This is a genomic window from Aminobacter niigataensis (assembly GCF_946995915.1).
Classification (GTDB): domain Bacteria; phylum Pseudomonadota; class Alphaproteobacteria; order Rhizobiales; family Rhizobiaceae; genus Aminobacter; species Aminobacter niigataensis.
This window is the reverse complement of sequence record NZ_OX341517.1, coordinates 2,193,666-2,216,473: the sequence shown is the minus strand read 5'-3', so window position 1 is coordinate 2,216,473 and position 22,808 is coordinate 2,193,666. Positions and strand designations below refer to the sequence as shown.

General features: G+C 64.7%; 25 protein-coding genes. 10 read left to right on the top strand and 15 right to left on the bottom strand.

Annotation, left to right across the window (positions count from 1 at the left end; genetic code table 11):
* The first annotated feature begins 15 nt into the window (after positions 1-15).
* Both O1Y97_RS10715 and O1Y97_RS10710 read left to right on the top strand, forming a co-directional pair.
* Positions 16-480 carry a MaoC family dehydratase gene (locus O1Y97_RS10715; protein WP_318763986.1) on the top strand — a complete coding sequence of 155 codons (465 nt, stop codon included), beginning with the start codon at positions 16-18 and terminating at the stop codon, positions 478-480.
* The gene (locus O1Y97_RS10710) at positions 477-935 is read left to right on the top strand and encodes a MaoC family dehydratase (protein WP_318763985.1); all 459 of its coding nucleotides are present in this window, start codon (positions 477-479) and stop codon (positions 933-935) included. The genes O1Y97_RS10715 and O1Y97_RS10710 overlap by 4 nt, the downstream gene beginning before the upstream one ends.
* Positions 936-1,159: 224 nt before the next feature.
* Here the strand turns inward: O1Y97_RS10710 and O1Y97_RS10705 are convergent, their stop codons facing one another.
* From O1Y97_RS10705 to O1Y97_RS10660, 10 genes are all read right to left on the bottom strand, one after another.
* Positions 1,160-2,542 (bottom strand): FAD-binding oxidoreductase, encoded by a 1,383-nt coding sequence (locus O1Y97_RS10705; RefSeq protein ID WP_318763984.1) that lies wholly within the window; start codon positions 2,540-2,542, stop codon positions 1,160-1,162.
* A gap of 307 nt (positions 2,543-2,849) precedes the next feature.
* Positions 2,850-3,395: an adenine phosphoribosyltransferase gene (locus O1Y97_RS10700; protein ID WP_318763983.1), complete on the bottom strand. Its 546-nt coding sequence runs from the start codon at positions 3,393-3,395 to the stop codon at positions 2,850-2,852.
* Positions 3,396-3,493: 98 nt separating this feature from the next.
* A complete protein-coding gene (locus O1Y97_RS10695) occupies positions 3,494-4,351 on the bottom strand; it encodes a cytochrome c1 (protein ID WP_108607301.1) in 858 nt (285 codons plus the stop codon).
* A 29-nt stretch (positions 4,352-4,380) separates the two neighbouring features.
* Positions 4,381-5,682: a cytochrome b gene (locus O1Y97_RS10690; protein WP_108607300.1), complete on the bottom strand. Its 1,302-nt coding sequence runs from the start codon at positions 5,680-5,682 to the stop codon at positions 4,381-4,383.
* Between the two features lie 19 nt (positions 5,683-5,701).
* Positions 5,702-6,265 (bottom strand): ubiquinol-cytochrome c reductase iron-sulfur subunit, encoded by a 564-nt coding sequence (petA, locus tag O1Y97_RS10685; protein WP_183259864.1) that lies wholly within the window; start codon positions 6,263-6,265, stop codon positions 5,702-5,704.
* 321 nt (positions 6,266-6,586) lie between these two features.
* Positions 6,587-6,898, bottom strand: a complete 312-nt coding sequence (locus O1Y97_RS10680; protein ID WP_318763982.1) for a DUF6665 family protein — start codon at positions 6,896-6,898, stop codon at positions 6,587-6,589.
* Positions 6,899-6,907: 9 nt separating this feature from the next.
* The gene (locus O1Y97_RS10675; RefSeq protein WP_318763981.1) at positions 6,908-8,776 is read right to left on the bottom strand and encodes an ABC transporter ATP-binding protein; all 1,869 of its coding nucleotides are present in this window, start codon (positions 8,774-8,776) and stop codon (positions 6,908-6,910) included.
* Positions 8,777-8,948: 172 nt separating this feature from the next.
* Complete coding sequence (locus tag O1Y97_RS10670) at positions 8,949-10,826, bottom strand: ABC transporter ATP-binding protein (RefSeq protein WP_318763980.1); 1,878 nt, start codon at positions 10,824-10,826, stop codon at positions 8,949-8,951.
* Positions 10,827-11,040: 214 nt separating this feature from the next.
* On the bottom strand, positions 11,041-12,921 hold the full coding sequence (locus O1Y97_RS10665; RefSeq protein WP_318763979.1) for an ABC transporter ATP-binding protein: 1,881 nt from the start codon (positions 12,919-12,921) through the stop codon (positions 11,041-11,043).
* Positions 12,922-13,071: 150 nt separating this feature from the next.
* A complete protein-coding gene (locus tag O1Y97_RS10660) occupies positions 13,072-13,383 on the bottom strand; it encodes a hypothetical protein (protein ID WP_318763978.1) in 312 nt (103 codons plus the stop codon).
* Between the two features lie 279 nt (positions 13,384-13,662).
* Here O1Y97_RS10660 and O1Y97_RS10655 point away from each other — a divergent pair, with 279 nt between their 5' ends.
* Both O1Y97_RS10655 and soxR read left to right on the top strand, forming a co-directional pair.
* The gene (locus O1Y97_RS10655; protein WP_318763977.1) at positions 13,663-14,121 is read left to right on the top strand and encodes a tRNA (cytidine(34)-2'-O)-methyltransferase; all 459 of its coding nucleotides are present in this window, start codon (positions 13,663-13,665) and stop codon (positions 14,119-14,121) included.
* A gap of 163 nt (positions 14,122-14,284) precedes the next feature.
* On the top strand, positions 14,285-14,728 hold the full coding sequence (soxR, locus tag O1Y97_RS10650; RefSeq protein WP_199914590.1) for a redox-sensitive transcriptional activator SoxR: 444 nt from the start codon (positions 14,285-14,287) through the stop codon (positions 14,726-14,728).
* Positions 14,729-14,759: 31 nt separating this feature from the next.
* Here the strand turns inward: soxR and O1Y97_RS10645 are convergent, their stop codons facing one another.
* The gene (locus tag O1Y97_RS10645) at positions 14,760-15,344 is read right to left on the bottom strand and encodes a carboxymuconolactone decarboxylase family protein (protein WP_318763976.1); all 585 of its coding nucleotides are present in this window, start codon (positions 15,342-15,344) and stop codon (positions 14,760-14,762) included.
* Between the two features lie 21 nt (positions 15,345-15,365).
* Positions 15,366-15,623, bottom strand: a complete 258-nt coding sequence (locus O1Y97_RS10640; RefSeq protein WP_108607290.1) for a hypothetical protein — start codon at positions 15,621-15,623, stop codon at positions 15,366-15,368.
* A gap of 78 nt (positions 15,624-15,701) precedes the next feature.
* Between O1Y97_RS10640 and hemF the strand changes: the two genes are divergently transcribed.
* The 6 genes from hemF to O1Y97_RS10610 all read left to right on the top strand — a co-directional run bounded on the left by hemF (position 15,702) and on the right by O1Y97_RS10610 (position 20,096).
* A complete protein-coding gene (gene hemF, locus O1Y97_RS10635) occupies positions 15,702-16,613 on the top strand; it encodes an oxygen-dependent coproporphyrinogen oxidase (protein ID WP_318763975.1) in 912 nt (303 codons plus the stop codon).
* 55 nt (positions 16,614-16,668) lie between these two features.
* Positions 16,669-16,932: a BrnT family toxin gene (locus O1Y97_RS10630; RefSeq protein ID WP_318763974.1), complete on the top strand. Its 264-nt coding sequence runs from the start codon at positions 16,669-16,671 to the stop codon at positions 16,930-16,932.
* On the top strand, positions 16,922-17,185 hold the full coding sequence (locus O1Y97_RS10625; protein ID WP_318763973.1) for a helix-turn-helix domain-containing protein: 264 nt from the start codon (positions 16,922-16,924) through the stop codon (positions 17,183-17,185). The genes O1Y97_RS10630 and O1Y97_RS10625 overlap by 11 nt, the downstream gene beginning before the upstream one ends.
* Positions 17,186-17,307: 122 nt before the next feature.
* Positions 17,308-19,143, top strand: a complete 1,836-nt coding sequence (locus O1Y97_RS10620; protein ID WP_108607286.1) for a DEAD/DEAH box helicase — start codon at positions 17,308-17,310, stop codon at positions 19,141-19,143.
* 261 nt (positions 19,144-19,404) lie between these two features.
* Positions 19,405-19,665 (top strand): DUF1344 domain-containing protein, encoded by a 261-nt coding sequence (locus O1Y97_RS10615; protein ID WP_318763972.1) that lies wholly within the window; start codon positions 19,405-19,407, stop codon positions 19,663-19,665.
* 245 nt (positions 19,666-19,910) lie between these two features.
* Positions 19,911-20,096: a DUF1059 domain-containing protein gene (locus O1Y97_RS10610; RefSeq protein WP_055970520.1), complete on the top strand. Its 186-nt coding sequence runs from the start codon at positions 19,911-19,913 to the stop codon at positions 20,094-20,096.
* A 20-nt stretch (positions 20,097-20,116) separates the two neighbouring features.
* Here O1Y97_RS10610 and O1Y97_RS10605 read toward each other — a convergent pair whose 3' ends face one another.
* From O1Y97_RS10605 to O1Y97_RS10595, 3 genes are read right to left on the bottom strand one after another with little or no spacing between them, the layout of a single operon-like run.
* A complete protein-coding gene (locus tag O1Y97_RS10605; protein ID WP_108607284.1) occupies positions 20,117-21,373 on the bottom strand; it encodes a CCA tRNA nucleotidyltransferase in 1,257 nt (418 codons plus the stop codon).
* Positions 21,370-22,002, bottom strand: coding sequence for a CoA pyrophosphatase (locus tag O1Y97_RS10600; protein WP_108607283.1), 633 nt, complete (start codon positions 22,000-22,002; stop codon positions 21,370-21,372). Before O1Y97_RS10600 ends, O1Y97_RS10605 begins: the two co-directional genes overlap by 4 nt.
* The gene (locus tag O1Y97_RS10595; RefSeq protein WP_318764191.1) at positions 22,002-22,646 is read right to left on the bottom strand and encodes a DUF1285 domain-containing protein; all 645 of its coding nucleotides are present in this window, start codon (positions 22,644-22,646) and stop codon (positions 22,002-22,004) included. Before O1Y97_RS10595 ends, O1Y97_RS10600 begins: the two co-directional genes overlap by 1 nt.
* Between the last annotated feature and the right edge of the window lie 162 nt (positions 22,647-22,808).

Genomic DNA, 22,808 nt, shown 5'->3' with positions numbered 1-22,808 from the left:
TGAACAGGATTGCCGATGAGCAGCAACAAGACATGGGCGTATGAGGACCTCGCCGAAGGCGTCGTCATCGACCTCGGCAGCAAGGCCGTCCTCGCCCGGGAGATCATCGAATTCGCCTCGGAGTTCGACGCCCAGCCCTTCCACCTTGACGAGGAGGCCGGCAAGGCGAGCATCCTCGGCGGGCTGTCGGCGTCGGGCTGGCACACCTGCTCGATGTTCATGCGCATGCTGTGCGATGCCCTGCTGCTCGACTCGACCTCGCAGGGCGCGCCGGGCATCGACTATGCCAAGTGGAAGAAGCCGGTGCTGGCCGGCGACATGCTGGGCGGCAAGCTGACCATCCTGTCCAGCCGCCTGTCGCGTTCCAAGCCGGGGCTTGGCTTCGTCAGCTGGCGTGCGGAACTGGTCAACCAGAAGGGCGAGCCGGTCTTCGAACTGGTCAATACCTGCATGTTCCTGACCCGCGAGGCCGCGCAATGACCCTCGACGACTATCTCGGCATCGGTGTCACCATCACCCTCGGCAGCCATCACTTCAGCGCCGAGGCGATCAAGGACTTTGCCCGCAAATACGATCCGCAGCCGTTTCATACCGACGAGGCAGCAGCCAAGAGGAGCGTCTTCGGCGGCCTTTGCGCCTCGGGCTGGCACACCACGGCGGTGTGGATGAAGCTCAACCTGGCGCATCGCGGCCGCCCCTGGGACGGCCCCGGACCGAAGCCCGAATTCGGCCCCTCGCCCGGCTTCAAGAACCTGAAATGGCTGAAGCCTGTGTTTGCCGGCGAAACGGTGACCTACACGCGGCGCGGCATCGACCACCGCCCGCTCGCCTCGCGCCCCGGCTGGCGCATGATGACGCTGCATTCCGAAGGCTTCGACTCGACCGGCGACAAGGTCGTCGAGTTCGACAGCGCCGTGCTGGTGAAGGTGGGATAGCGGGGTCTTCCCGTCTCCCCTTGTGGCGCGACCTTCCTTCTCCCCTTGTGAGAGAATGTGGCCGAGCGAAGCGAGGTCGGATGAGGGGTGCTGGACGGAGTGCGGCTTCACCTGCATCCGCTCCTTCCTCCCAGCACCCCTCATCCGTCTCGGCGCTGCGCGCCGATCCACCTTCTCCCACAAGGGGAGAAGGTGAGTCCGCGCGCTTCATCCAGAGCGGAAACCTACGGCCGGATGTTCTGGTTGACCCGGAAGAGGTTTGCCGGGTCGTATTGGCGCTTGACCGCGACCAGCCGCTCGTAATTGGGGCCATAGGCGGCACGTACGCGCGCCTCGCCCTCATCGTCCATCATGAAGTTGATGTAGGCGCCGCCATGCGCATTGTGCTTGTGCACCGCCGCCCAGTAGGCGCTTGCCCAGCGCCTGAGCTCCGGCGCCTTGGCCGGGTCGGGATCGATGCCGGCGATGACCATGGACCAGCGCGCGCGCCGGGCGCCCCAGGCAGTGGCCTCGGGAGCCACGTCGTGGACCGCTCCGTCGATGGGATAGAGATGCATCAGCGACAGCTCGCTCGGGGTCTTCGAGCCGTGCTCGACATGGGCGGCGATGGCCGCATCGGACAGCTCGTCGACATAGTCGCCCTTCCAGTACCACTGCAGCCCCTTCGGCAGCAGCGGGTCGAACAGGCCTTGCAGATCGGCGAACGGTAACTGCATCATGCCGTCCATCAGCGGCTTGGGAAGCGCTTCACGCACGGGCTGCATCGCCCGCATGCCGTCTTTCTCGGCGCCGTTGTAGCAGGTGATCAGCGCACAGATGCGCTTGCCCCAGATTTCGCGCGGGAACGGATCGCAGGACGGTACCGTCTTGATGCCGAAGAACATGCCGAGTTCGCGCGGCGCCCCCGGCAGGAAACCGCGGTACCAGCGCATGATCTCGGCCACATGCGCGATGTCGTAGAAGATCGGCCCGGCATAGACATCCTTCGCCGGATGCGCCCGGAAGGTGAAGCGCGTCACCACGCCGAAATTGCCGCCGCCGCCGCGCAACGCCCAGAACAGCTCCGGGTGTACGTCCGCGCTTGCCGTGACAATGCGACCATTGGCCAGAACGACCTCGGCTGCGAGCAAATTGTCGATGGTCAGGCCATGCTTGCGCGTGAGATAGCCGGTACCGCCGCCCAGCGTCAGCCCGGCAATGCCGGTGGTAGAGACGATGCCGGCCGGCACCGCCAGCCCATGAACGCAGGTAGCCCGGTCGACCTCGCTTTGGGTGCAGCCGGCCTCGACACGGACCGTGCGCGTGGCGGGATCGATGTCGACCCGCTTCATCGGCGACATGTCGATGACCATGCCGCCGTCACAGCTGCCGAAGCCCGGTCCGTTGTGACCGCCGCCGCGAATGGCAACAAGCAGTTGCTTGTCGCGGGCATGATTGACGGCCGCGACCACGTCAGCGACCTCGGTGCAAGGAACGATCCAGCGCGGCCGCTTGTCGATCATGGCGTTGTAAAGCGCGCGCGACGCCTCATAGTCCGGATGGTCCTGGCCGATGAGGCTCGCGCGGAGCCGTGCGGGAAAATCTTGCGAAGCAGTTGACTTCAGCATTTTGGAACACTCGTGTTTCGGAGCAAGACGCGTCGGCACCTCGGCCAGGAAGTTTTGGATCTACAAGAGCTCGGGAGTGTTTCGTTTGTTTCAGCGGCGCGGCCGCATGGCGGCGGCCGTCGGGCCGAGGAATCGCGCTGGCATGAATTCGAACGGCAACGGCGCCGTTGCCGGGTCCGCGGCTGGAGATCGGCGAACAAGCGACCTCAGGGCCGCGCTACAGCGGCCCGGCAAGTCGCGCGAAAAATGATGGGAAAAGCGCCAAGCGTGGAGAACTTCTCCACGCTGCCAGAGACCAGTAGGTCCCTCAGTGCCCGTCGAAGGAGATCAGCGTGCGCACGTCGACGCCGAGCGCTTCGAGTTTCTTGCGGCCGCCGAGTTCGGGCAGGTCGACGATGAAACAGGCGGCGACGATATCGGCGCCGATCTGGCGCAGCAGCTTGACCGCGGCTTCCGCAGTGCCGCCGGTGGCGATCAGGTCGTCGACAAGGATGACCTTCTCGCCCGTCTTGACCGCATCCTTGTGCATCTCCATCTCGTCGAGCCCGTATTCGAGGCTGTAGGCGATGCGCACGGTCTCGTGGGGCAGCTTGCCCTTCTTGCGGATCGGCACGAAGCCGGCCGACATCTGGTGCGCGATGGCGCCACCCAGGATGAAGCCCCGCGCCTCGATACCGGCCACCTGGTCGATCTTGGCGCCGGCATAGGGATGAACCAGTTCGTCGATGGTGCGCCGGAAAGCGCGCGCATTGCCGAGCAGCGTGGTGATGTCGCGGAACATCACGCCGGGGCGCGGGTAGTCCGGAATGGTCCTGATGGCGCCGAGCAGCGTCTGTTCAAGCGAGGTATTCATCGGTGGGGGCTCCGTTACCCGACAGTTTTGACGGCTCAGGCGGCAAAAGAAAAGGGCGCCTTGCGAGCGCCCTTCGATTTCATGTCGGCCAGCCCGGATCAGTGGGCGTTGGCCCAGACCTTGCGCTTGGTGGCGTAGATCAGGCCGGCAAACAGCACCAGGAAGATCATGACGGCAAAGCCGGTCTGCTTGCGCGCCTCAAGGTGCGGCTCGGCAGCCCACATCAGGAACGCCGAGATGTCCCTGGAGTACTGTTCGACCGTCTCGGGCGAACCGTCCTCGTAGGTCACCTGGCCGTCGGAAAGCGGCTTGGCCATGGCCAGCGACTTGCCGGCGATGAAGAACGGGTTGTAGTGCGTGCCCTCGGGAACTTCCATGCCGGCCGGCGGCTGTTCATCGTAGCCGGTCAGAAGCGCGTGGATGTAGTCCGGGCCGTTCGACGCATACATGGTGAAGATGTCGAACACGAAGGTCGGGAAGCCACGCTCGACGCCGCGCGCCTTGGCGATCAGCGAGAAGTCGGGCGGGGCAGCGCCGTTGTTGGCCGCGGCGGCCGCGATCGCGTTCGGGAAGGGCGACGGGAAATGATCGCCAGGCAGAGCCTTGCGGGTGAACATCTCGCCATCGCCGTTCGGGCCGTCCTGCACTTCGTACTCGGCGGCGAAGGCCTTGACCTGCGCTTCGGAGTAACCGAGGTCCTCGAGCGTGCGGAACGCCACCAGGTCCATCGAGTGACAGGCCGAGCACACTTCCTTGTAGATCTTCAGGCCGCGCTGGAGCTGGCCCTTGTCGTAGGTGCCGAACGGGCCGGCGAAGGTCCAGTCCATTTCCTTGGGCTTGTGGATCGGGAAGTGCGTCGGCTCGGCCGCATTGTGCGCTTCCTGAGCCAGCGCCACGCCGGCCGTGCCGGCGAGCACGAAGCCGATGGCAGCCAGACCATTGAGAATCTTTTTCATTCCAAAATCCCTCTCAGATTCTCTTTGGTTCAGCCGCGGGTCTCGGGTGCAGCGGTCGCACCTGCCGGATGAGCGGAGCCGCCCTTGTTCTTCTCAAGCACCGCTTCTGTGATCGAGTTGGGCAAGCGGCGCGGCGTCTCGATCAGGCCGAGAACCGGCATGATGACCAGGAAGAACGCGAAGTAGTAGAGCGTGGCCAGCTGCGACATGATCACGTAGGCGCCTTCGGCGGGGCGGGAACCGAGCCAGCCCAGGAAGATCGCGTTGATGACGAATATCCAGAAGAACAGCTTGTACCACGGGCGGTAGACAGCCGAACGGACCTTCGAGGTGTCGAGCCACGGCACGACGAACAGCACCGCAATCGAGCCGAACATCGCCAGCACGCCGCCGAGCTTGGAGTCGATCGGGCCGATGTTGAAGGTGATGGCGCGCAGGATCGCGTAGAACGGAAGGTAGTACCATTCCGGAACGATGTGCGCCGGCGTCTTCAGCGAGTCGGCCATGATGTAGTTGTCGGGGTGGCCGAGGAAGTTCGGGATGTAGAAGATGAAGTAGGCGAACACGGCCAGGAACACGACCATGGCGAAACCATCCTTGATGGTCGCATAGGGCGTGAAGGCGACGGTGTCGGTCTTCGACTTGACTTCGATGCCGGTCGGGTTGGTCTGGCCTACGACATGCAGCGCCCAGACGTGCAGGACGACGACGCCGGCGATCATGAACGGCAGCAGGTAGTGCAGCGCAAAGAAGCGGTTCAGCGTCGGGTTGTCGACGGCAAAGCCACCGAGCAGCAGCTGCTGGACCCATTCGCCGACCACCGGAATGGCGGTGAAGAAGCCGGTGATGACGGTAGCACCCCAGAAGGACATCTGGCCCCAGGGCAGGACGTAGCCCATGAAGCCGGTTGCCATCATCAGCAGGTAGATGATGCAGCCGAGGATCCACAGCAGCTCACGCGGCGCCTTGTAGGAGCCGTAGTAGAGACCGCGCATGATGTGGATGTAGACGGCGATGAAGAAGAACGACGCACCGTTGGAGTGCATGTAGCGCAAGAGCCAGCCGGAGTTGACGTCGCGCATGATCTTTTCGACCGACTGGAAGGCCAGCGTCGTGTCGTTGGCGTAATGCATGGCCAGCACGACGCCGGTCAGGATCTGCGCAACGAGCATGATCGAAAGGATGCCGCCGAAGGTGTAGGCGTAATTCAGATTACGCGGCACCGGGTAGGAGACGAATGAATCGTGCACCAGCCGCGGCAGCGGCATGCGCGCATCGATCCAGCGGCCGATGCCGGTTTTGGGCGAATAGGTCGAGTGTCCACCGCTCATGGAATTAAGTCCCCCTGCCTCAGCCTATCCGGATCATGGTGTCGGAAACGAACTGGAATGTCGGAATATGAAGGTTCTCGGGCGCCGGGCCTTTACGGATGCGGCCAGCCGTATCGTAGTGCGAGCCGTGGCAAGGGCAGAACCAGCCGCCGAAATCACCCTGCTGGCCGAGCGGCACGCAACCCAGATGGGTGCAGACGCCGACCATGACCAGCCAGTTTTCCTTGTCCTTGCCGGCCGTGCGATCGATGTCCGTCGCCTGGGCGTCGGCAGCGATGTTGGCGTTGCGTGCGACCGTATCCTTGAGGTCGGCGAGCGGCACGTCCTGCGCTGCCTTGATCTCTTCGGGCGTGCGGTTGCGAATGAACACCGGCTTGCCGCGCCATTTCACCGTCAGCGACATGCCGGGCGTCAACGACGTGACGTCAACCTCGATCGAGGACGCGGCCAGCGTCGACGCGTCCGGGCGCATCTGGTCGATGAAGGGCCAGGCAATGGCGCCTGCGCCGACCACGCCGGCCATGCCGGTGGCCACATAGAGAAAATCGCGGCGATTGGGCTCGCTCGTATCGGTTGCGCTCAAGGGACCTGATCCTTCTGCCTCAATACCACCGAAGGCTGAGCACTTGTCCCCGCTCAACAATGCCAGCCCGACGGCGCATGGCAACCAGGCTAGCGAATTCCTCCGGCATTTGGACTTCGGTTTATGCGTGAAGCCTCTTTTTGTCCAGACGCGACAGGGCACATGGGCAGATTGTCGCGGGGACAACGCAAGGCGGTGGAAAACTGGCTGGAAATGGCGGAAATCAGCGGATTTTGCGACACCGGGCATGCCTGCGCCACCAGGGAGGCCGGGCTCGCCCCGGCGAGGCCAAACTTGCGCCGGGAAACGACCGTGGGCCGATCAGGCGGCGCCGAGTCGCACCAGCACCTCGCGCGGGATGCGATAGTCGCGAATGGCGTCGTCATGCTTGCGCAGGCCGCAGAGCTCGCGCTGGATGAAATAGGCGTAGACTGCGTCAGCCGCCGCCTTGAGCAAGATGCGCCGCTCGTCGCCGTCGCCTTGATGCGCAGTCAGCTTGCCGAGCGCCTCGCCGACCCGGTCGCCGGCGCGCCCGAGCGCTGCCGCTTTTTCGGCGAGGAACTCGTATTCGAGCACGTTGAGCGTCTGCTCGGAACGGTTGGACAGGATGGAAGGCGGGCGGACAGAAGACATGACTCGATCCTACTCCGCCGCGAGCCGGTCGGCCAGGAAGCCGCCGGACTGGCGCTTCCACAATTGCGCATAGAGCCCGTCCCTGGCGATCAGCGCATCGTGGCTGCCCTCCTCGACGACGCGGCCCTCGTCGAGCACGATCAGCCGGTCGAGCGCGGCGATGGTCGACAGCCGGTGGGCAATGGCGATGACCGTCTTGCCCTCCATCAGCTTGTAGAGATTGTCCTGGATCGCCGCCTCGACCTCGCTGTCGAGCGCCGAGGTCGCCTCGTCGAGGATCAGGATCGGCGCATCCTTGAGCATCATCCGGGCGATCGCCACGCGCTGGCGCTGTCCGCCTGACAGCTTGACACCGCGCTCGCCGACATGCGCGTCATATCCGCGCCGGCCACGCGGATCGGCGACGTCGACGATGAAGTCGTGGGCGGCGGCGCGCCGGGCGGCATCGACGATCTCGGCCTGCGAGGCCCCTGCCCGGCCGTAGCCGATATTGTCCGTGATCGAGCGGTGCATCAGCATCGCCTCCTGGCTGACGACGCCGAACTGGGCGCGCAGCGACGCCTGGGTGATGTCGCGCACGTCGCGACCGTCGATCAGGATGCGGCCCTCCTCGACGTCGAAGAGGCGCAGCGCCAGATTGACCAGCGTCGTCTTGCCCGCACCGGAGGGGCCGACCAGCGCGACACGCTCGCCCGGCTTGATGTGCAGGCTGAGCTTGTCGATGACACCGCTGCCTTTGCCGTAGTGGAACGACACGTTGTCGAAGACGATGTCGCCGGTCGCACGCGGCAGCACGGCCGCGTTCTCGACATCGCGGATCGCCGGGCGCACCGAGATGGTGCGCGTGGCGTCCTGCACGGTGGCATAGTTGCGCACCAGGCCGTTGATGTTGAACATCATCCAGCCGGACATCTGGTTGAGCCGGAAGACGAGGCCGAGTGCTGCGGCAATCGCCCCGGTCGAGATTTCGCCTCGGGTCCAGCTGACGATGCAGATGGCAGCGACCGCAGCCATCATCGCGCCATTGATGACCGCGACCGCCGCACGCACGGTGGTGATGGAGCGGGTCAGCCGGACGACGGCGCCGAGATAGCTCTCGAGCCCGTCGCGCACATAAGCATGCTCGCGCCGCCCGCTGTCGAACAGCTTGACCGCCATGATGTTGGTGAAGGCATCGACGAGGCGCCCGTTGAAGATCGAGCGCTGGTCGGCGGTGGCGCGGCCGGCCTGGCGCATCTCGGGCAGCAGGAAGTAGATGATCGCGGCATAGCTGGCGAACCACAGCATCACCACCGCCCCCATCAGCGGGTCGAGCGAGACCAGGATGGTCAGCGACAGCAGCACGAAGGTGAGGAAACTCCACATCGTCTGCAGCACATTGACGATGAAGTCGCCGACGGCTTCGCCACCCTGCACGATCTTGGTCGCGATGCGGCCGGCGAAATCGTTCTGGTAGAAATCGTAAGGCTGCTCGATGACGCGCCGGAACGCCTGCCAGCGCACCATCGAGAAGAAGCCGGGCACGACGATCTGCTGCTCGACGATGGCCGAGCCGATGATGATGACGGCGCGGACGACGAGGATCAGCACCAGCAGGCCGGCGAGTTCCGGCCAGTGCTCGGCGAACAGCCGCTGCGGGCTGGTGGAGTCGAGCAGGTCGATGAGCCAGCCGACCGACCAGTAGAGGGCCGCATCGATCGCACCGGCGAGGAAGCCGCTGATCAGCAGCAGCGTGAAAGGTCCTCTCGCCTGCCGGGCGAAATAGAGGATGAAGGCCCAGGCGCTTTCGGGCAGCACCTCGCGATCGGTGTCCTGGAACGGGTCGATGGCGCCTTCAAAGCGGCGCCAGAGCTTTTCGCGGAAGGGCTCGGGAGTCATGTGGCGAAAGCCTTCCTCATTGCGAACAAGGCCCCCTCACCCGGCCTCCGCTTCGCTCGGCCACCCTCTCCCCACCGGGGAGAGGAGATTGTCGGCGCCTCAGCCTTCCTCTTCTCCCCAGCGGGGAGAAGGTGGCCCGAAGGGCCGGATGAGGGGGCGATGAACAGCGCCATCACGCCGGCCTCGATTCGTCGAGCACGCTGTCCTCGTGGAATAGGAAACCGCCGGACTGGCGCTTCCACAGCCGGGCATAGAGCCCGTCGAGCGCAAGCAGTTCGTCATGGGTACCCTGTTCGGCAATGCCGCCCTGGTCGAGCACGATCAGCCGGTCGAGGGCTGCGATGGTCGACAGGCGGTGCGCAATGGCGAGCACGGTCTTGTTCTGCATCAGCGCCTGCAGGTTCTCCTGGATCGCCGCCTCGATGTCTGAATCGAGCGCCGAGGTCGCCTCGTCGAGGATCAGGATCGGCGCATCCTTGAGAAACACCCGCGCAATCGCCACGCGCTGGCGCTGGCCGCCCGACAGCTTGACGCCGCGCTCGCCGACGAAGGCGTCGTAGCCCCTGCGGCCGCGATTGTCCTCGAGCGTGCCGATGAACTCGTGCGCCTCGGCCTTGCGCGCCGCGGCGATGACCTCGTCGTCGGTGGCGTCGGGTTTGCCGAGCTTGATGTTGTCGCGCAGCGAACGGTGGAACAACGCGGTATCCTGGCTGACGACCCCGATCGAGGCCCGCAACGAGTTCTGGGTGACGGTCGCGATGTCCTGCCCGTCGATCAATATGCGGCCGCCTTCGAGATCGTAGAGACGCAGGATGAGATTGGCGAGCGTCGTCTTGCCCGCACCCGAAGGACCGACGATACCGACCTTCTCGCCGGGCTTGACGACGAGGTCGATGCTGTCGAGCACGCCGCCGCCCTTGCCATAGTGGAAGACCACCTTGTCGGCGCGGATCTCGCCGCCCGACACCTCAAGCTGGCGAGCGCCCGGCCTGTCGGTCAGCCCGAGCGGTTGGCTGATCAGCGCCTTGGAGTTTTCCAGCACACCGAGGTTCCGGAGAATGCCGTTGAGCTGCATCATCAGCCGACCGAGCAGCATGTTGAGCCGAAGCACGAGGCTGAGCGTGAAGGCCACGGCGCCGACGGAGATGGCGCCCTCGATCCACAGATGGATCGAGTACCAGGCAATCGCGGTGATCATGACGCCCGACAGCGCAGTCAGCGCCAGCCGCACGCCGGTCAGCCGGCGCGTGAACGGGCGCAGCGCTTCGAGATAGATGTCGAAGCCCGAGCGAATGTAGCGGTCGTCGCCATCGGCAGCGAACAGCTTCAGCGTCTGCACGTTGGAATAGGAATCGACGATGCGCCCGTTGATCATCGAGCCGGCTTCGGCGGTGGCCTCGGCATGCTTGCGGATCGACGGCAGGTAATGGTTGGCGAGGAAGCCGAAGGCGACGATCCAGATGACGACGAGTGCGGCGAGCCGCCAGTCGAGACCCGCGACCACGGCAAGCGTGGTGATGGTGTAGACCAGCATGAACCACACGACCTCGATGAAGCTTTCCATCAGGTCGCCGGTCGCCTGCCCCGCCTGCCAGACCTTTGTGGCGATGCGGCCGGCGAAATCGTTCTGGAAGAAGGAATAGGATTGACGCGAGACGTGGCGATGCGCCTGCCAGCGCACGAGATTGTAGAAGCCCGGCGTGATCGTCTGCTCGTCGACAAGCGCCGACAGGCCGACGATCAGCGTGCGAACGACAAGCACGACGACTGCCATGAACAGCACTTCGGCGCCGGCGACGTCCCAAAGGGCAGCCCAGCTGCGGTCGGTGGGCAGCCCGTCGAGGATGTCGACGAGGCGGCCGACGAAGTAGAAAAGCCCCGCCTCGACGAGCGGGGCGATGCCGCCGATGACCAGCATGGCGAAGAAGGCGAATTTTGCCTGGCCGACATAGTGCCAGAGGAAACCCCAGACGGTGGCGGGAGGCCGAAGGCTGTCAGGCTCGCGGAAGGGATAGACCCAACTTTCGAACCATTTGTAGATTCTGTTCATGAGCACTCTGGGCTATCCCGCGGCAACGACTCGCTATTTTCGGCCCAAACGCCCCCGAGAGGCAACCGCTGCATGGCAGGAGAAACGTGCCGCTAAGCCGGGCGAATGTTGGGCGGTGTGTTCACATTAAGAGGAGGATGCGCTGGGTGTGGGTCGCCGTGGTTTCCCCTCCCCACAAGGGGGAGGGAGGGCGTCGGCCTCGCGCCACCTCGCCCTACTCCGCCGCCTGGCCCTTGGCCTCGGCGTCGTTGGCCGCCTCGCTTGCTACGTCGTCCAGCAGGAACCCGCCCGACTGGCGCTGCCACAGCGAGGCGTAGAGCCCGCCCCTGGCGACCAGTTCGTCATGGCTGCCCTGCTCGACGATGCGGCCCTTGTCCATCACCACCAGCCGGTCCATGGCCGCGATGGTGGAGAGACGATGCGCGATGGCGATGACGGTCTTGCCCTCCATCAGCCGATAGAGGTTTTCTTGGATCGCGGCCTCGACTTCCGAGTCGAGCGCCGAGGTCGCCTCGTCGAGGATGAGGATCGGCGCGTCCTTGAGCATGACGCGGGCAATGGCGATGCGCTGGCGCTGGCCGCCGGACAGCTTGACGCCGCGTTCGCCGACATGCGCCTCGAAGCCCTTGCGGCCCTTGGGGTCGGACAGGGTGGAGACGAAATCCAGAGCCTCGGCCCGACGTGCCGCCTCGACCATCATCGCCTCCGTGGCATCGGGACGGCCATAAAGGATGTTGTCGGCCACCGAGCGATGCAGCAGCGACGTGTCCTGCGTGACCATGCCGATATGCGCGCGCAAGCTGTCCTGCTGCACGGCCGAGATATCCTGCCCGTCAATGACGATGCGCCCGCCCTCGATGTCGTAGAAACGCAGCAGAAGATTGACCAGCGTCGACTTGCCAGCGCCGGAACGGCCGACGATGCCGACCTTCTCGCCCGGGCGAACCTTCAGCGTCAGGTCTTCGATGACGCCTTTCTTCTTGCCGTAATGGAAGCGCACGTTGTCGAAGGAGATCTCGCCCTTGTCGACGACGATCTCCTTGGCACCGGGCTTGTCTTCGACCAGGCGCGGCATCGAGATCGAGGTGATGCCGTCCTGGACGGTGCCGATGCTCTCGAACAGGCCCGAGACTTCCCACATGATCCATTGCGACATGCCCCACAGGCGCAGCACCAGGCCGAGCACGACGGCGACCGCGCCGATGGTGACGACACCGCCGAGCCAGAGCCAGATCGACAACGCGCCGACCGACAGGAGCAGCGTCGAGTTGAGCAGATAGAGCACGCCGTAGAGCGAGGTCACCAGCCGCATCGACCGGTAGACCGTGTCCATGAACAGCGACATGCCTTCTTTTGCGAACGTCGCCTCGCGGCGCGAATGCGAAAACAGCTTGACCGTCTGGATGTTGGTGTAGCTGTCGACTACCCGGCCGGTCATGGTCGAGCGCGCATCGGCTTGCTCTTCGGCAAGCTTGCCCAGGCGCGGCACGAAGTAGCGCAGCAGGAGCACGTAGATGACGAGCCAGACGACCAGCGGCGCCGCCAGTCTGAGATCGGCGGAACCGACGATGAACAGCACGCCGAGGAAATAGACGATGACGTAGTTGAGCACGTCGATGAGCTTGACCACGCATTCGCGCACGGCGAGCGCGGTCTGCATCAGCTTGGTGGCGATGCGGCCGGCGAACTCATCCTGGTAGAAGCTCATCGACTGCTTGAGGAGGTAGCGATGGACCTGCCAGCGGATGCGCATGGGATAGTTGCCCATCAGCGTCTGCTGGTTGACCAGCGACTGCAGCACCACCATGCCCGGCAGGATGACCATGACGATGAACGCCATGCCGGCGAGCTTCCAGCCCTCGTTCTCAAGGAAGGTCTCGCGTTTCTGGTTCGACAGCCAGTCGACGATGTTGCCGAGGAAGCCGAACATCCACACTTCGGCGAGCGCGATCAGCGAGGTGAGCACGGCTGCCACGATGATGTAGGGCCAGGCACCCTTGGTGTAGTGCAGGCAGAACGCCACCAGCGTCCTCGGCGGCTCGACCGGTTCCTCCGGCGGGAACGGATTCAGTCTGTTTTCAAACCAGCGGAACATATCAGTCTCTCAATCGGTATGTGACACGCAGCGAATTCCGCGTGGACGTATCTTGGAGGGCCACTGGCACGGCCATTGTTCGCCGGATCCTGTGTGGGATGCGACGGGGGCCTCAGGAATGTAGGTGACCGCTGAGGATTCGGCGAATCCTCAGCGGTTGCCTCCTGACATCGTTCTGGCAGCAGGCCGGGCCTGACCCGACCGGCCGGCAAGCCGGCCGATCAGGGCGAAGACGCGGCCGAAGAACGGCCGGTGGTTGGGGTCGGGCACGACATTGCTCATGTCGACATCGGGCAACATGCCGCGATGCAGCTTTCTCGGCGGGCCCGAGGCTTGCGGGCTTGCGCCGATCGACAGCGCCCAGGCCTTGCGCCTCGCTTCGGCGAGTTGGCTCAGCCCCAGGGAATTTGCAGAGTCGGGTTCGTTACGGGCGTCGGGCCCGTGTGGGATGTTGGCAAACATCGGAATTGTCCTTCGAAAACCGGATAAGGGCTTCTGCGGACCGCGATGCGAAAATGCCTGGAAATGTCAGGAAAGTCGTCGAACCGGTCCGCCGTCAGGCAGTTCGTCGCCCACAGGTGGGGCGGTGAATATCAAGATGCATCATGTACCCCTCCATCGGTCCGAGTTGACAATGCCGGCCGTATACGCCCATTCGCGGCGGAATGCCACGGCCTCGTCTTCATTTTTTGCTTTGGCTCGTCTTGCTGTTGCCTTGCCGCCACAGATTAGGAACTCAAAATGGACGAAAAACTGCGCATCGCGCTCTACCAGCCGGATATCGCCGGCAACACCGGCACGATCCTGCGCATGGCCGCCTGCCTCGGCCTCGCCATCGACCTGATCGAGCCCGCCGGCTTCGACATTTCCGACCGGGCGCTCAAACGCGCCGGCATGGATTATCTCGAAATGGCGGCCCTGACCCGGCACGTCGATTTCGACCGCTTCGAGGACTGGCGGCAGGACGAAGGCCGCCGCCTGGTGCTGATGTCGACCAAGGCCGCCCTGCCCTATACCGATTTCCGCTTCCAGGCCGGCGATGTCGTCATGCTGGGCCGCGAATCGGCTGGGGTGCCGGATCACGTCCACGATCTCGCCTTCGAGCGGCTGTTGATCCCGATGCCCGGCGGCGGCCGCAGCCTCAACGTCGCGCTGAGTTCCGCGATGGTTGCCGGAGAGGCACTGCGCCAGATCGGCTGACCATGCGTCTGCCAGCTCAATGAACACGGCAGCAAACCTCCGTCCCGGCGGGTTGGTGCTTCGGTTCATGTTTGGATTGCACGCCATGTCCTGATCCTTCCTTGCATCGTGAAGGATACCCTCGTACAACCTCAACCAACCTTGAGGTCAAGCAGGAATCTCCATGGCAAGCGAACTGACCGTCGGCGAGGTGGCGAAGCGCAGCGGCGTCGCCGTTTCGGCCCTGCATTTCTACGAGGCGCGCGGGCTGATCCACAGCCACCGCACCTCGGGCAACCAGCGGCGCTATGCGCGCGACGTGCTGCGGCGGGTGGCGGTGATCAGGATCGCGCAGGACGTCGGCATCTCGCTCGCCGACATTGCCGCCGCCTTTGCCGCGCTGCCGGACGGGCGCACGCCGACGCGCGAGGATTGGAGTCTGCTATCAACGGGTTGGCGCCACGATCTCGACCACCGCATCGAACAGCTGAAGAAACTGCGCGACGGGCTGACCGACTGCATCGGCTGCGGCTGCATGTCGATCGACAAGTGCCCGCTGCGCAACCGCGAGGACCGGCTGGCGCGCCAGGGCCCGGGACCGCGGCGGCTGATCGTCCCGGCGGAATAGGGAAATCTGGGCGGCGTGGTTGCCGGGTCCGTCAGTAGCTCCGGCCGACCGTCATCGCCGCGCGAAACGCCTCGTCGCTGTCGATGAAAATTGCCTCCGGCCCGGCACCGACCGCATCGAAGAAGCGGCTGACGAAACAGCGGAAGGACGCACAAAGGGCGATGTCGCAGATCTGCTGGTCGCTGAAGCCTGTCGTGCGCAGACGGTCGATGTCGGCTTGCCTCACCTGCGAGGCATCGATGGCGATCTGCTCGGCATAGGCCAGCATCGCAACGTCGCGTTCAGTCAGCCCCGCATTTCGGAAATCCTGCTGGAGGGCCAGCACCGCCTCCTTCGAGCCGAGATCGGCGATCAGCTGCTTGCCATAGACATGGGAGCAGTAGGTCGACGGGATCTGCTTGGCGGCGACCAGCGTGATCAGCCGCCATTCGCGCATGCCGAGCGAGAAGCCGGCGCGCATCTGGTCGTTGAAGTCGGTATATATCGGCAGCAAGTCGGGACGCGCCGTGAAGCATTGGGTCGCTTCCATGACGAAGCCCAGTTGCGCTCGTGCCTTGTCGTAGATCTCGGCGACGCGGCCCTTCGCCTCATCCTCGGCGATCGTCTTCAGGAACATCTTTGCACCCGCGCTTGAGAATCAGTCGGATGTCGGCAGGCGGCGGATGGTGAACTCGATGACGTCGCCGGGACGCTCGAACCAGCTCTCGATCTCGGTCCAGTAGGCCTGCTTGGGCCAGCGCGAGAACCACTCCTGCGCCTTCAGCCGTGCATCGTTGCGCGGCAAAACGAAGGTCTCGCGCAGGAACCCGTCGCGCGGCTTGAGTTCACGTTCGGCCCGGCTGCGGTGGAGCCTTTTTCTGAGGTCATCCAGCGGCGGTCTGGTCGGGGTGCCCATAAAGAACTCCTTGACCCATACGAGAAGGAGATTAGGGATCGCGCCGGACAATTACGAGTCATTTGTGCGGAGCCTAAATTGCAGCGTCCTGAAATCCCGGCGGGACTGCCGGCCGACATCGAAGACAGGAAGGCGCGCGCCCGCGCCTGGTTCGAGGAGCTGCGCGACCGCATCTGCCTCGCCTTCGAGGCGCTGGAGGACCAGGTCGAAGGACCGCTGGCCTCGTGGGCGCCGGGTCGCTTCGAGCGCACGCCGTGGCAGCGCGACGAGGGACGTGGCGGCGGCGGCATCATGTCGATGATGCATGGCCGGGTGTTCGAGAAGGTCGGCGTGCACACCTCGACCGTGCATGGCGAGTTCTCGCCCGAGTTCCGCAAGCAGATGCCCGGTGCCGAGGAAGACCCGCGCTTCTGGGCCTCCGGCATTTCGCTGATCGCCCATCCGCAGAACCCGAACGTGCCGGCCGTGCACATGAACACGCGCATGGTGGCGACCTCACGCTGGTGGTTCGGCGGCGGCGCCGACCTGACGCCGGTGCTCGATCGCCGGCGCACGCAGGAAGACGCCGACACGGTTGCCTTCCACAAGGCGATGCAGTTCGCCTGCGCCAAACACCCCGTCGCCGACCACCAGAAGTACAAGGACTGGTGCGACGAGTATTTCTTCCTGCCGCACCGCAACGAGCCGCGCGGCACCGGCGGCATCTTCTTCGACTGGCAGCATTCACCCGAGGAGAAGGGCGGCTGGGATGCCGACTTCCGCTTCGTGCAGGATGTCGGCCGCGCGTTTCTCGTCGCCTACCAGCATCTCGTCCGCCAGAACTTCAACACCAACTGGACCGACGGCGACCGCGACGAGCAGCTCGTCCGCCGTGGCCGTTATGTCGAATTCAACCTGCTCTACGATCGCGGCACGATCTTCGGCCTCAAGACCGGCGGCAACATCGCCTCGATCCTGTCCAGCATGCCGCCAGAGGTCAGGTGGCCGTAAGCGATTGCGAGCTCTACGCTGATAGCGTATAATTGCGGCAGCTGACGGATGCCGCATGAAGATCTCGTTCGATCCGGGCAAGGACGAATGGACCCGGGCCGAGCGAGGTTTCTCGCTGGCACTCGGGGCGGACGTGATCCGCAACAGGGTCGCCACCCTGCTGGACGACCGGCGCGACTATGGTGAGGATCGCTTCGTCGCCTTCGGGTATGTCGACTTACGGCTCTACGTCTGCGTGTTCACGATGCGAGACACGGTCTTTCACGTCATTTCGGTGCGGAAGGCCAACGACCGGGAGATTGCCAGATATGGTCGATGATGCCGACAGCCACGACTGGACCGAGGAAAAGACGCGGGCGCTCGATGCGAGCGCCAAGCTGAAGCTGACGCGCGGCCTGCTGGAAATGAGTCAGGGCGACTTTGCCGCCTTGCTCGGCATACCCGTCACCACGCTCCAAAACTGGGAACAGCGGCGTACCGAACCGGATGCCGTCGCAAGGACCCTGATCGACCTGATCTATGACGATCCCAAAGAGATGCGGACGCGCATGATGCGGCGCAACGCGGCTTGAGCCCTATGCATGGCTGCCCTGCCCGCCGTCGCATTGACGTGCGGGCAGCAAACCTTTAGAGAGCCCGCTTTCCTTGGCCCTCGTCCCGCTGTGACGGGCCTCGCTCTCATTGGAAGATTTTTGTGACGATTTTCGACAACATGGTTCCGGCGCTGGCCGGGGCGCTCACCGCGCGTGGCTACGAAACGCTGACCCCGGTGCAAACGTCCGTGCTGGCCCCCGAGGCCGACGGCGTCGACCTTCTGGTCTCGGCGCAGACCGGCTCCGGCAAGACTGTAGCCTTCGGCATTGCCATCGCCCCCACCCTGCTTGACGGCCGCGAGCGCTTCGACCGTGCCGGCGCCCCAAGTGCGGTGATCATCGCGCCGACCCGCGAGCTTGCCATCCAGGTGCGCCGCGAGTTCGAATGGCTCTATGCCGCGACCGGCGCCCGCATCGCCTCCTGCGTCGGCGGCATGGACATGCGCAAGGAACGCCGCGCGCTTGACGAAGGCGCCGACATCGTCGTCGGCACGCCGGGCCGCCTGCGCGACCACATCACCCGCGGTTCGCTCGACATCTCCGGCCTGCGCGCCGTCGTGCTCGACGAAGCCGACGAGATGCTCGACCTCGGCTTCCGCGAAGACCTGGAGTTCATCCTGGCGGCAGCGCCGCAGGAGCGCCGCACGCTGCTGTTTTCGGCAACCGTGCCACCGCAGATCGCCCAGATGGCGAAGCGCTTCCAGCGCAACGCGCTGCGCATCACCGCCGCCGGCGAGAGCCGCCAGCACGACGACATCGAATACCGCTCCGTGCTGGTGGCGCCGCCCGAGCGCGAGAACGCCATCATCAACACGCTGCTCTATTTCGACGCGCGCAGCACCATGGTGTTCTGCGCGACGCGCGAAGCGGTCAAGCATTTCTCGGCGCGCCTTGCCAACCGCGGCTTTGCCGTGGTGGCGCTGTCGGGCGAACTGAGCCAGGCCGAGCGCAACAACGCGCTGCAGGCCATGCGCGACGGCCGCGCCCGCGTCTGCGTGGCTACCGACGTCGCCGCCCGCGGCATCGACCTGCCGAACCTGGATCTCGTCATCCACGCCGACCTGCCGACCAACCCGGACACCCTGCTGCACCGTTCGGGCCGTACCGGCCGCGCCGGCCGCAAGGGCGTCTGCGTGCTGATCGTGCCGTTCCACCGCCGCGGCAGCGCTGCACGCCTGCTCAAGCTGGCAAAACTCGAAGCGACGACGCAGTCGGCACCGGGACCGGCCGAGATCGACGCCCGCAACCGCGAGCGCATGCTGGCCGAGCTCAACGACATCGAGGCCGCTGGCGAGGACGAGGCGGCGATCATCGCCGAGGTCCTGGCCGCGCATTCGCCTGAGACGCTGGCTCTCGCCTGGCTGCGCCAGCAGATGGCTTTGCGCCCCGCGGCTGAAGAGCTTTCCGACCGCCCGATCCCGGCCTTCGATGCCGCCAGGGCCGAGCGTCCGGACAACCGCTTTACCGATGGTGTCTGGTTCTCCGTCTCGGTCGGCCGCAAGCAGCGTGCCGAACCGCGCTGGCTGCTGCCGCTGCTGTGCAAGGCGGGCCATGTGACCAAGAACGAAATCGGCTCGATCCGCATCTTCGACACCGAATCGCATTTCGAAGTGGTGGCCAACCGCGCCGACAACTACGCCAGGACCGTCGAACAGAACGGCACCGGCGAAAAGGGCGTCGACATCAAGCGGCTCGAAGGTGCACCTGGCGGCGGCGACCATGGCGCCAAGCCGAAGAAGCAGCACCGCAAGGGCCAGTACGACCCTTCCGACAAGCCGCCCTTCAAGAAGAAGGCTTTTGAAAAGAAGCCCTACGAGAAGAAGCCGTACGAAAAGAAACCATACGAAAACCGTGCAGGCGACAAGCCCGCCTACGACAAGCCGGCGGGCACCGGTGCGCCCAAGAAGTACAAGCCGAAGAAGAAGTTCGGCGAGTAAGGCGGTCCGATAGCCTGCGGCTTTTGGCTGCATCAGCCTTCGCCACAATCGATGCCACAAAGCGAAAATCTGGCGTCGATTGTGGCTAAGTCACCGTTTCAAAATATGTTTTTCGTCTAATATTCCCCTGACAAGACAGGTCTATTTCTATCGCCGGGGCCGGGAAACGCCGGCGGTTCGAACCGCGACGCGACGTGACCGGACGGCCCTTCACAAGGTGGGTTAGCCCATCGGGCACCCGCATTCGTCGGAGAGCATGCCATGCGCAAGCTTCTTGTTCCGGCAGCCGCAGCTGCCATTCTCGCAACCTCTGCCGTAGCCTTCGCCGCCGTCCAGCATACGGACGGGACGATCAAGACGTTCGACGCCAAGGCGATGAGCCTGACCCTGGCCGACGGCTCGTCCTTCGTGCTGCCCACGAAGTTCAAGGACCCCGGCCTGAAGGCAGGCGAGAAGGTATCGATCTCCTGGGACATGAGCGGCAAGAACAAGGTCGCCGAAGCCGTCAAGATCCTGAAGTAGCGCGTTTTTGCGATTGAATTTCCGGAAGGGCGGAACGCAGGTTTCGCCCTTCCTTACATTTCGGCCTGCACCATGCGGATTCCGTTTTGCAGCAAGCCGGCCCAAGCTTTTGCAATGGCTCCGCTTTCCGTCCCTGGCCGGGCGCTGCATCAGCCGAATTTCGCGCTGGCTCAAGTCCCGCGCAACCAATCGCCGGATTGCATGTTATAGTTCACCCCCGAACCGGACGAGGAAGGAGACATCCGATGAAGGAATTTCAATGCGGGTCACTTGTCCCCGGCTGCCAGTGGCACACGCGCCACGAGGACGAAGCTGAAATCATGCGCCGCGTCGCCGAGCACCTGCGCGAGACGCATGGCGAAACCATCATCCGCGAGACGATGATCGAGGCGATCCGCTCGCGCATCGAAAAGGTCCGCGACGCGGCCTGACGGACTTCAGGCCCGAGGTTTCAGGCCTTGAGCCTTGCAGCGGCGCGCCCGAGCAGCGCGTCGCGCCCCAGCGAAAAGCCGCTGTCGACCCACTCCGTTTCCAGATGCTTGAGCAGCGCGCCAAGGGCAGCACCCTCGACGCCAAGCTCTGACAGATCGCCGCCGCGCAGCGGGAAATCAGGCTTCTGCCATTTGTCCGCAAAGGTGAGCAGCCGGAAATAGCCGCCGGCTTCGATCAACGCCTTGTCGTCCTGCTCGGCGCGGCCCCGCGCCGCGGCGAGATCGAGACGCAGGCGGTCCCTGAAACCTTCGACATTGCCGCGATAAAGCCGCTTGGCCAGTTCGCCTTCGGAGACAGCCGCTTCCACCTTCGCTGTCGCCGCCCACTGCACCAGCCTGTCGGTCTCGGAATTGGACAGCCGGAGCCGCTCGCCAAGCGTCTTCATGCGCACCGCATCCGGCGGCACGATCGATGCCAGGCGCAGCAGCGGATCGGCAGCCCAGCCGAGATCGTTTTCCGCCCTGACGAGCGCATGGATGGCGTCGATGCCCCATTTCTCGCTTTCCGGCAGCGCTGCCGTCAGCACGCCGGCCTGGCGCATCCACAACAGCGCGCGCGACGGATCGGAGGCCGCAAGCAGCCGCTTCAACTCCGACCAGACGCGCTCGGCGGACAGCCGGGAAAGCCCGTCCTTGAGCCGCGCGCAGGCCTTCAGCCCTTCGGCATCAGGGCGGCCCTTGCCGTACCAGGCGAAGAAGCGGAAGAAGCGCAGGATGCGCAGATAGTCCTCGCGGATGCGGGTTTCGGCGTCGCCGATGAAGCGCAGGATCCGGCCTTCGAGATCGGCAAGCCCGCCGACCAGATCGACCACCGTGCCGTCGGCCTTGGCGTAAAGCGCATTGATGGTGAAGTCGCGCCGCTCGGCGTCGAGCTTCCAGTCGCGGCCGAAGACGACCTTGGCGCGGCGGCCATCGGTCTCGACATCGGCACGCAGCGTGGTGACCTCGAACGGCCTGCCGCCGGCGATGACCGTGATCGTGCCGTGCTCGGCGCCGGTGGGCACGGTCTTGAAGCCGGCTGCCTCGGCACGGCGAACGGTCTCTTCCGGCAAATTGGTGGTGGCGATGTCGACATCGGCGACGGGTTCGCCGAGCAGTGCGTTGCGCACAGCCCCCCCGGCGATGCGCGCTTCTTCGCCATCGGCATTGAGGACTGCGAGCAGTTTCTGCAACTGCGGATCGTTCAGCCAAGAGGCTCCGGCGATCGTTGCGCTCATGTGTAGAGCCTTTCATAGAGCGCGCGGATGATGCCGGCGGTGACGCCCCAGATGTAGCGCTCCTCGTAGGGCATGGCGTAGAAAAAACGCTCCTTGTCCTGCCAGGTGCGACTGGCGCGGTTGTGGTTGGCGGGGTCCATCAGGAAGCCGAGCGGCACCTCGAAGATGTCGTCGACTTCATCCGGATTGACGGTGAACTGGAAGCCGGGGCGGACGACGCCGAGCACCGGCGCGATGCGATAGCCGCTGCCGGTGACATAGTCCGGCAAGCGGCCGATTATGTCGATATAGTCTGACGTTAGCCCGATTTCCTCTGATGTCTCGCGCAGCGCTGCCGCCTCCGGCGAGACGTCGCCCGGATCGATGCGGCCGCCGGGAAAGGCGATCTGGCCGGAGTGGCTCTTCAGCTTCTCCGCCCGCTTGGTGAGGATGACGGTCGAGGCGTCGCCATGGTCCACCACCGGGATCAGCACGGCCGCATCGCGCAACCGGTCGTGCACGAACAGCTCACGCATGTCGGGGTTGAGCAAATGGTCGCCATAGTCGGCGACGGCATCGTTGAGATGCTCCTGCGCCGCACGCTGGCGGAAATCCTGCGCCGAATAATGTGCTGCCGGGGAACGGACCATCACGCGCTCATCCGCTCCAGCCTGTCCCAGGGCATCACAGGATAGACCTCGCCCTTCGAACGCACGGCGAACATGTCGTTGCCGTCGATCTCGATGCGCTCGCCATGTTCGACGAGCTCGTACATGACAGGACGCGCGACCAGCGCCTCCAGACGACCGCGCACCAGCAGATAGGGCTTGAGGCCTCCGGTCTCGGGCTCGTCGACGAAGCGCAGCCGATGCTCCGGCCCGGCCTCGACGACATCGCCGACATTGGTGCGGAAGGTCAGCACCTGGTCGGCGCCCTCGCCCGTGACGTTCATCTCGACGGCAACGAAATGGGCGTCGACGACGCGGATGCCGACTCTTTCCACCGGGGTGACGAGGTAGGTCTTGCCGTCCTCGTCCTTGCGCAGCACGGTCGAAAACAGCTGCACCAGTGGCATGCGGCCGATCGGCGTGCCCAAATAGAACCAGGTGCCGTCGGGCCTAATTTCCATGTCGAGATCGCCGCAGAAATCGGGATTCCAGCGCTCGACCGGCGGCAGCCCTTTGCCGGCGCGGGCGGCGCGTGAGATCAGCGCCTCGAGGCCGGCCGCGTCGCCGGCGCGGGTCAGCCCAGGGTCAGTCGTCGCCTCGCGGCTATGGTCAAGGTCGCCAGTCATGGTCACGAAATAGTCACTGTTGTTGCGCTTGTCAGCATAGGCAAGTGATTTAAGTTCAATGCCATGACCTCGCAAAGGTGCGGGCCAAGGTGTGGGCATCGAGATCGCGACGCCCGGGATCGTTTGACCTCTGGGGATTGGGCGGCAGGCACGACGTCCACA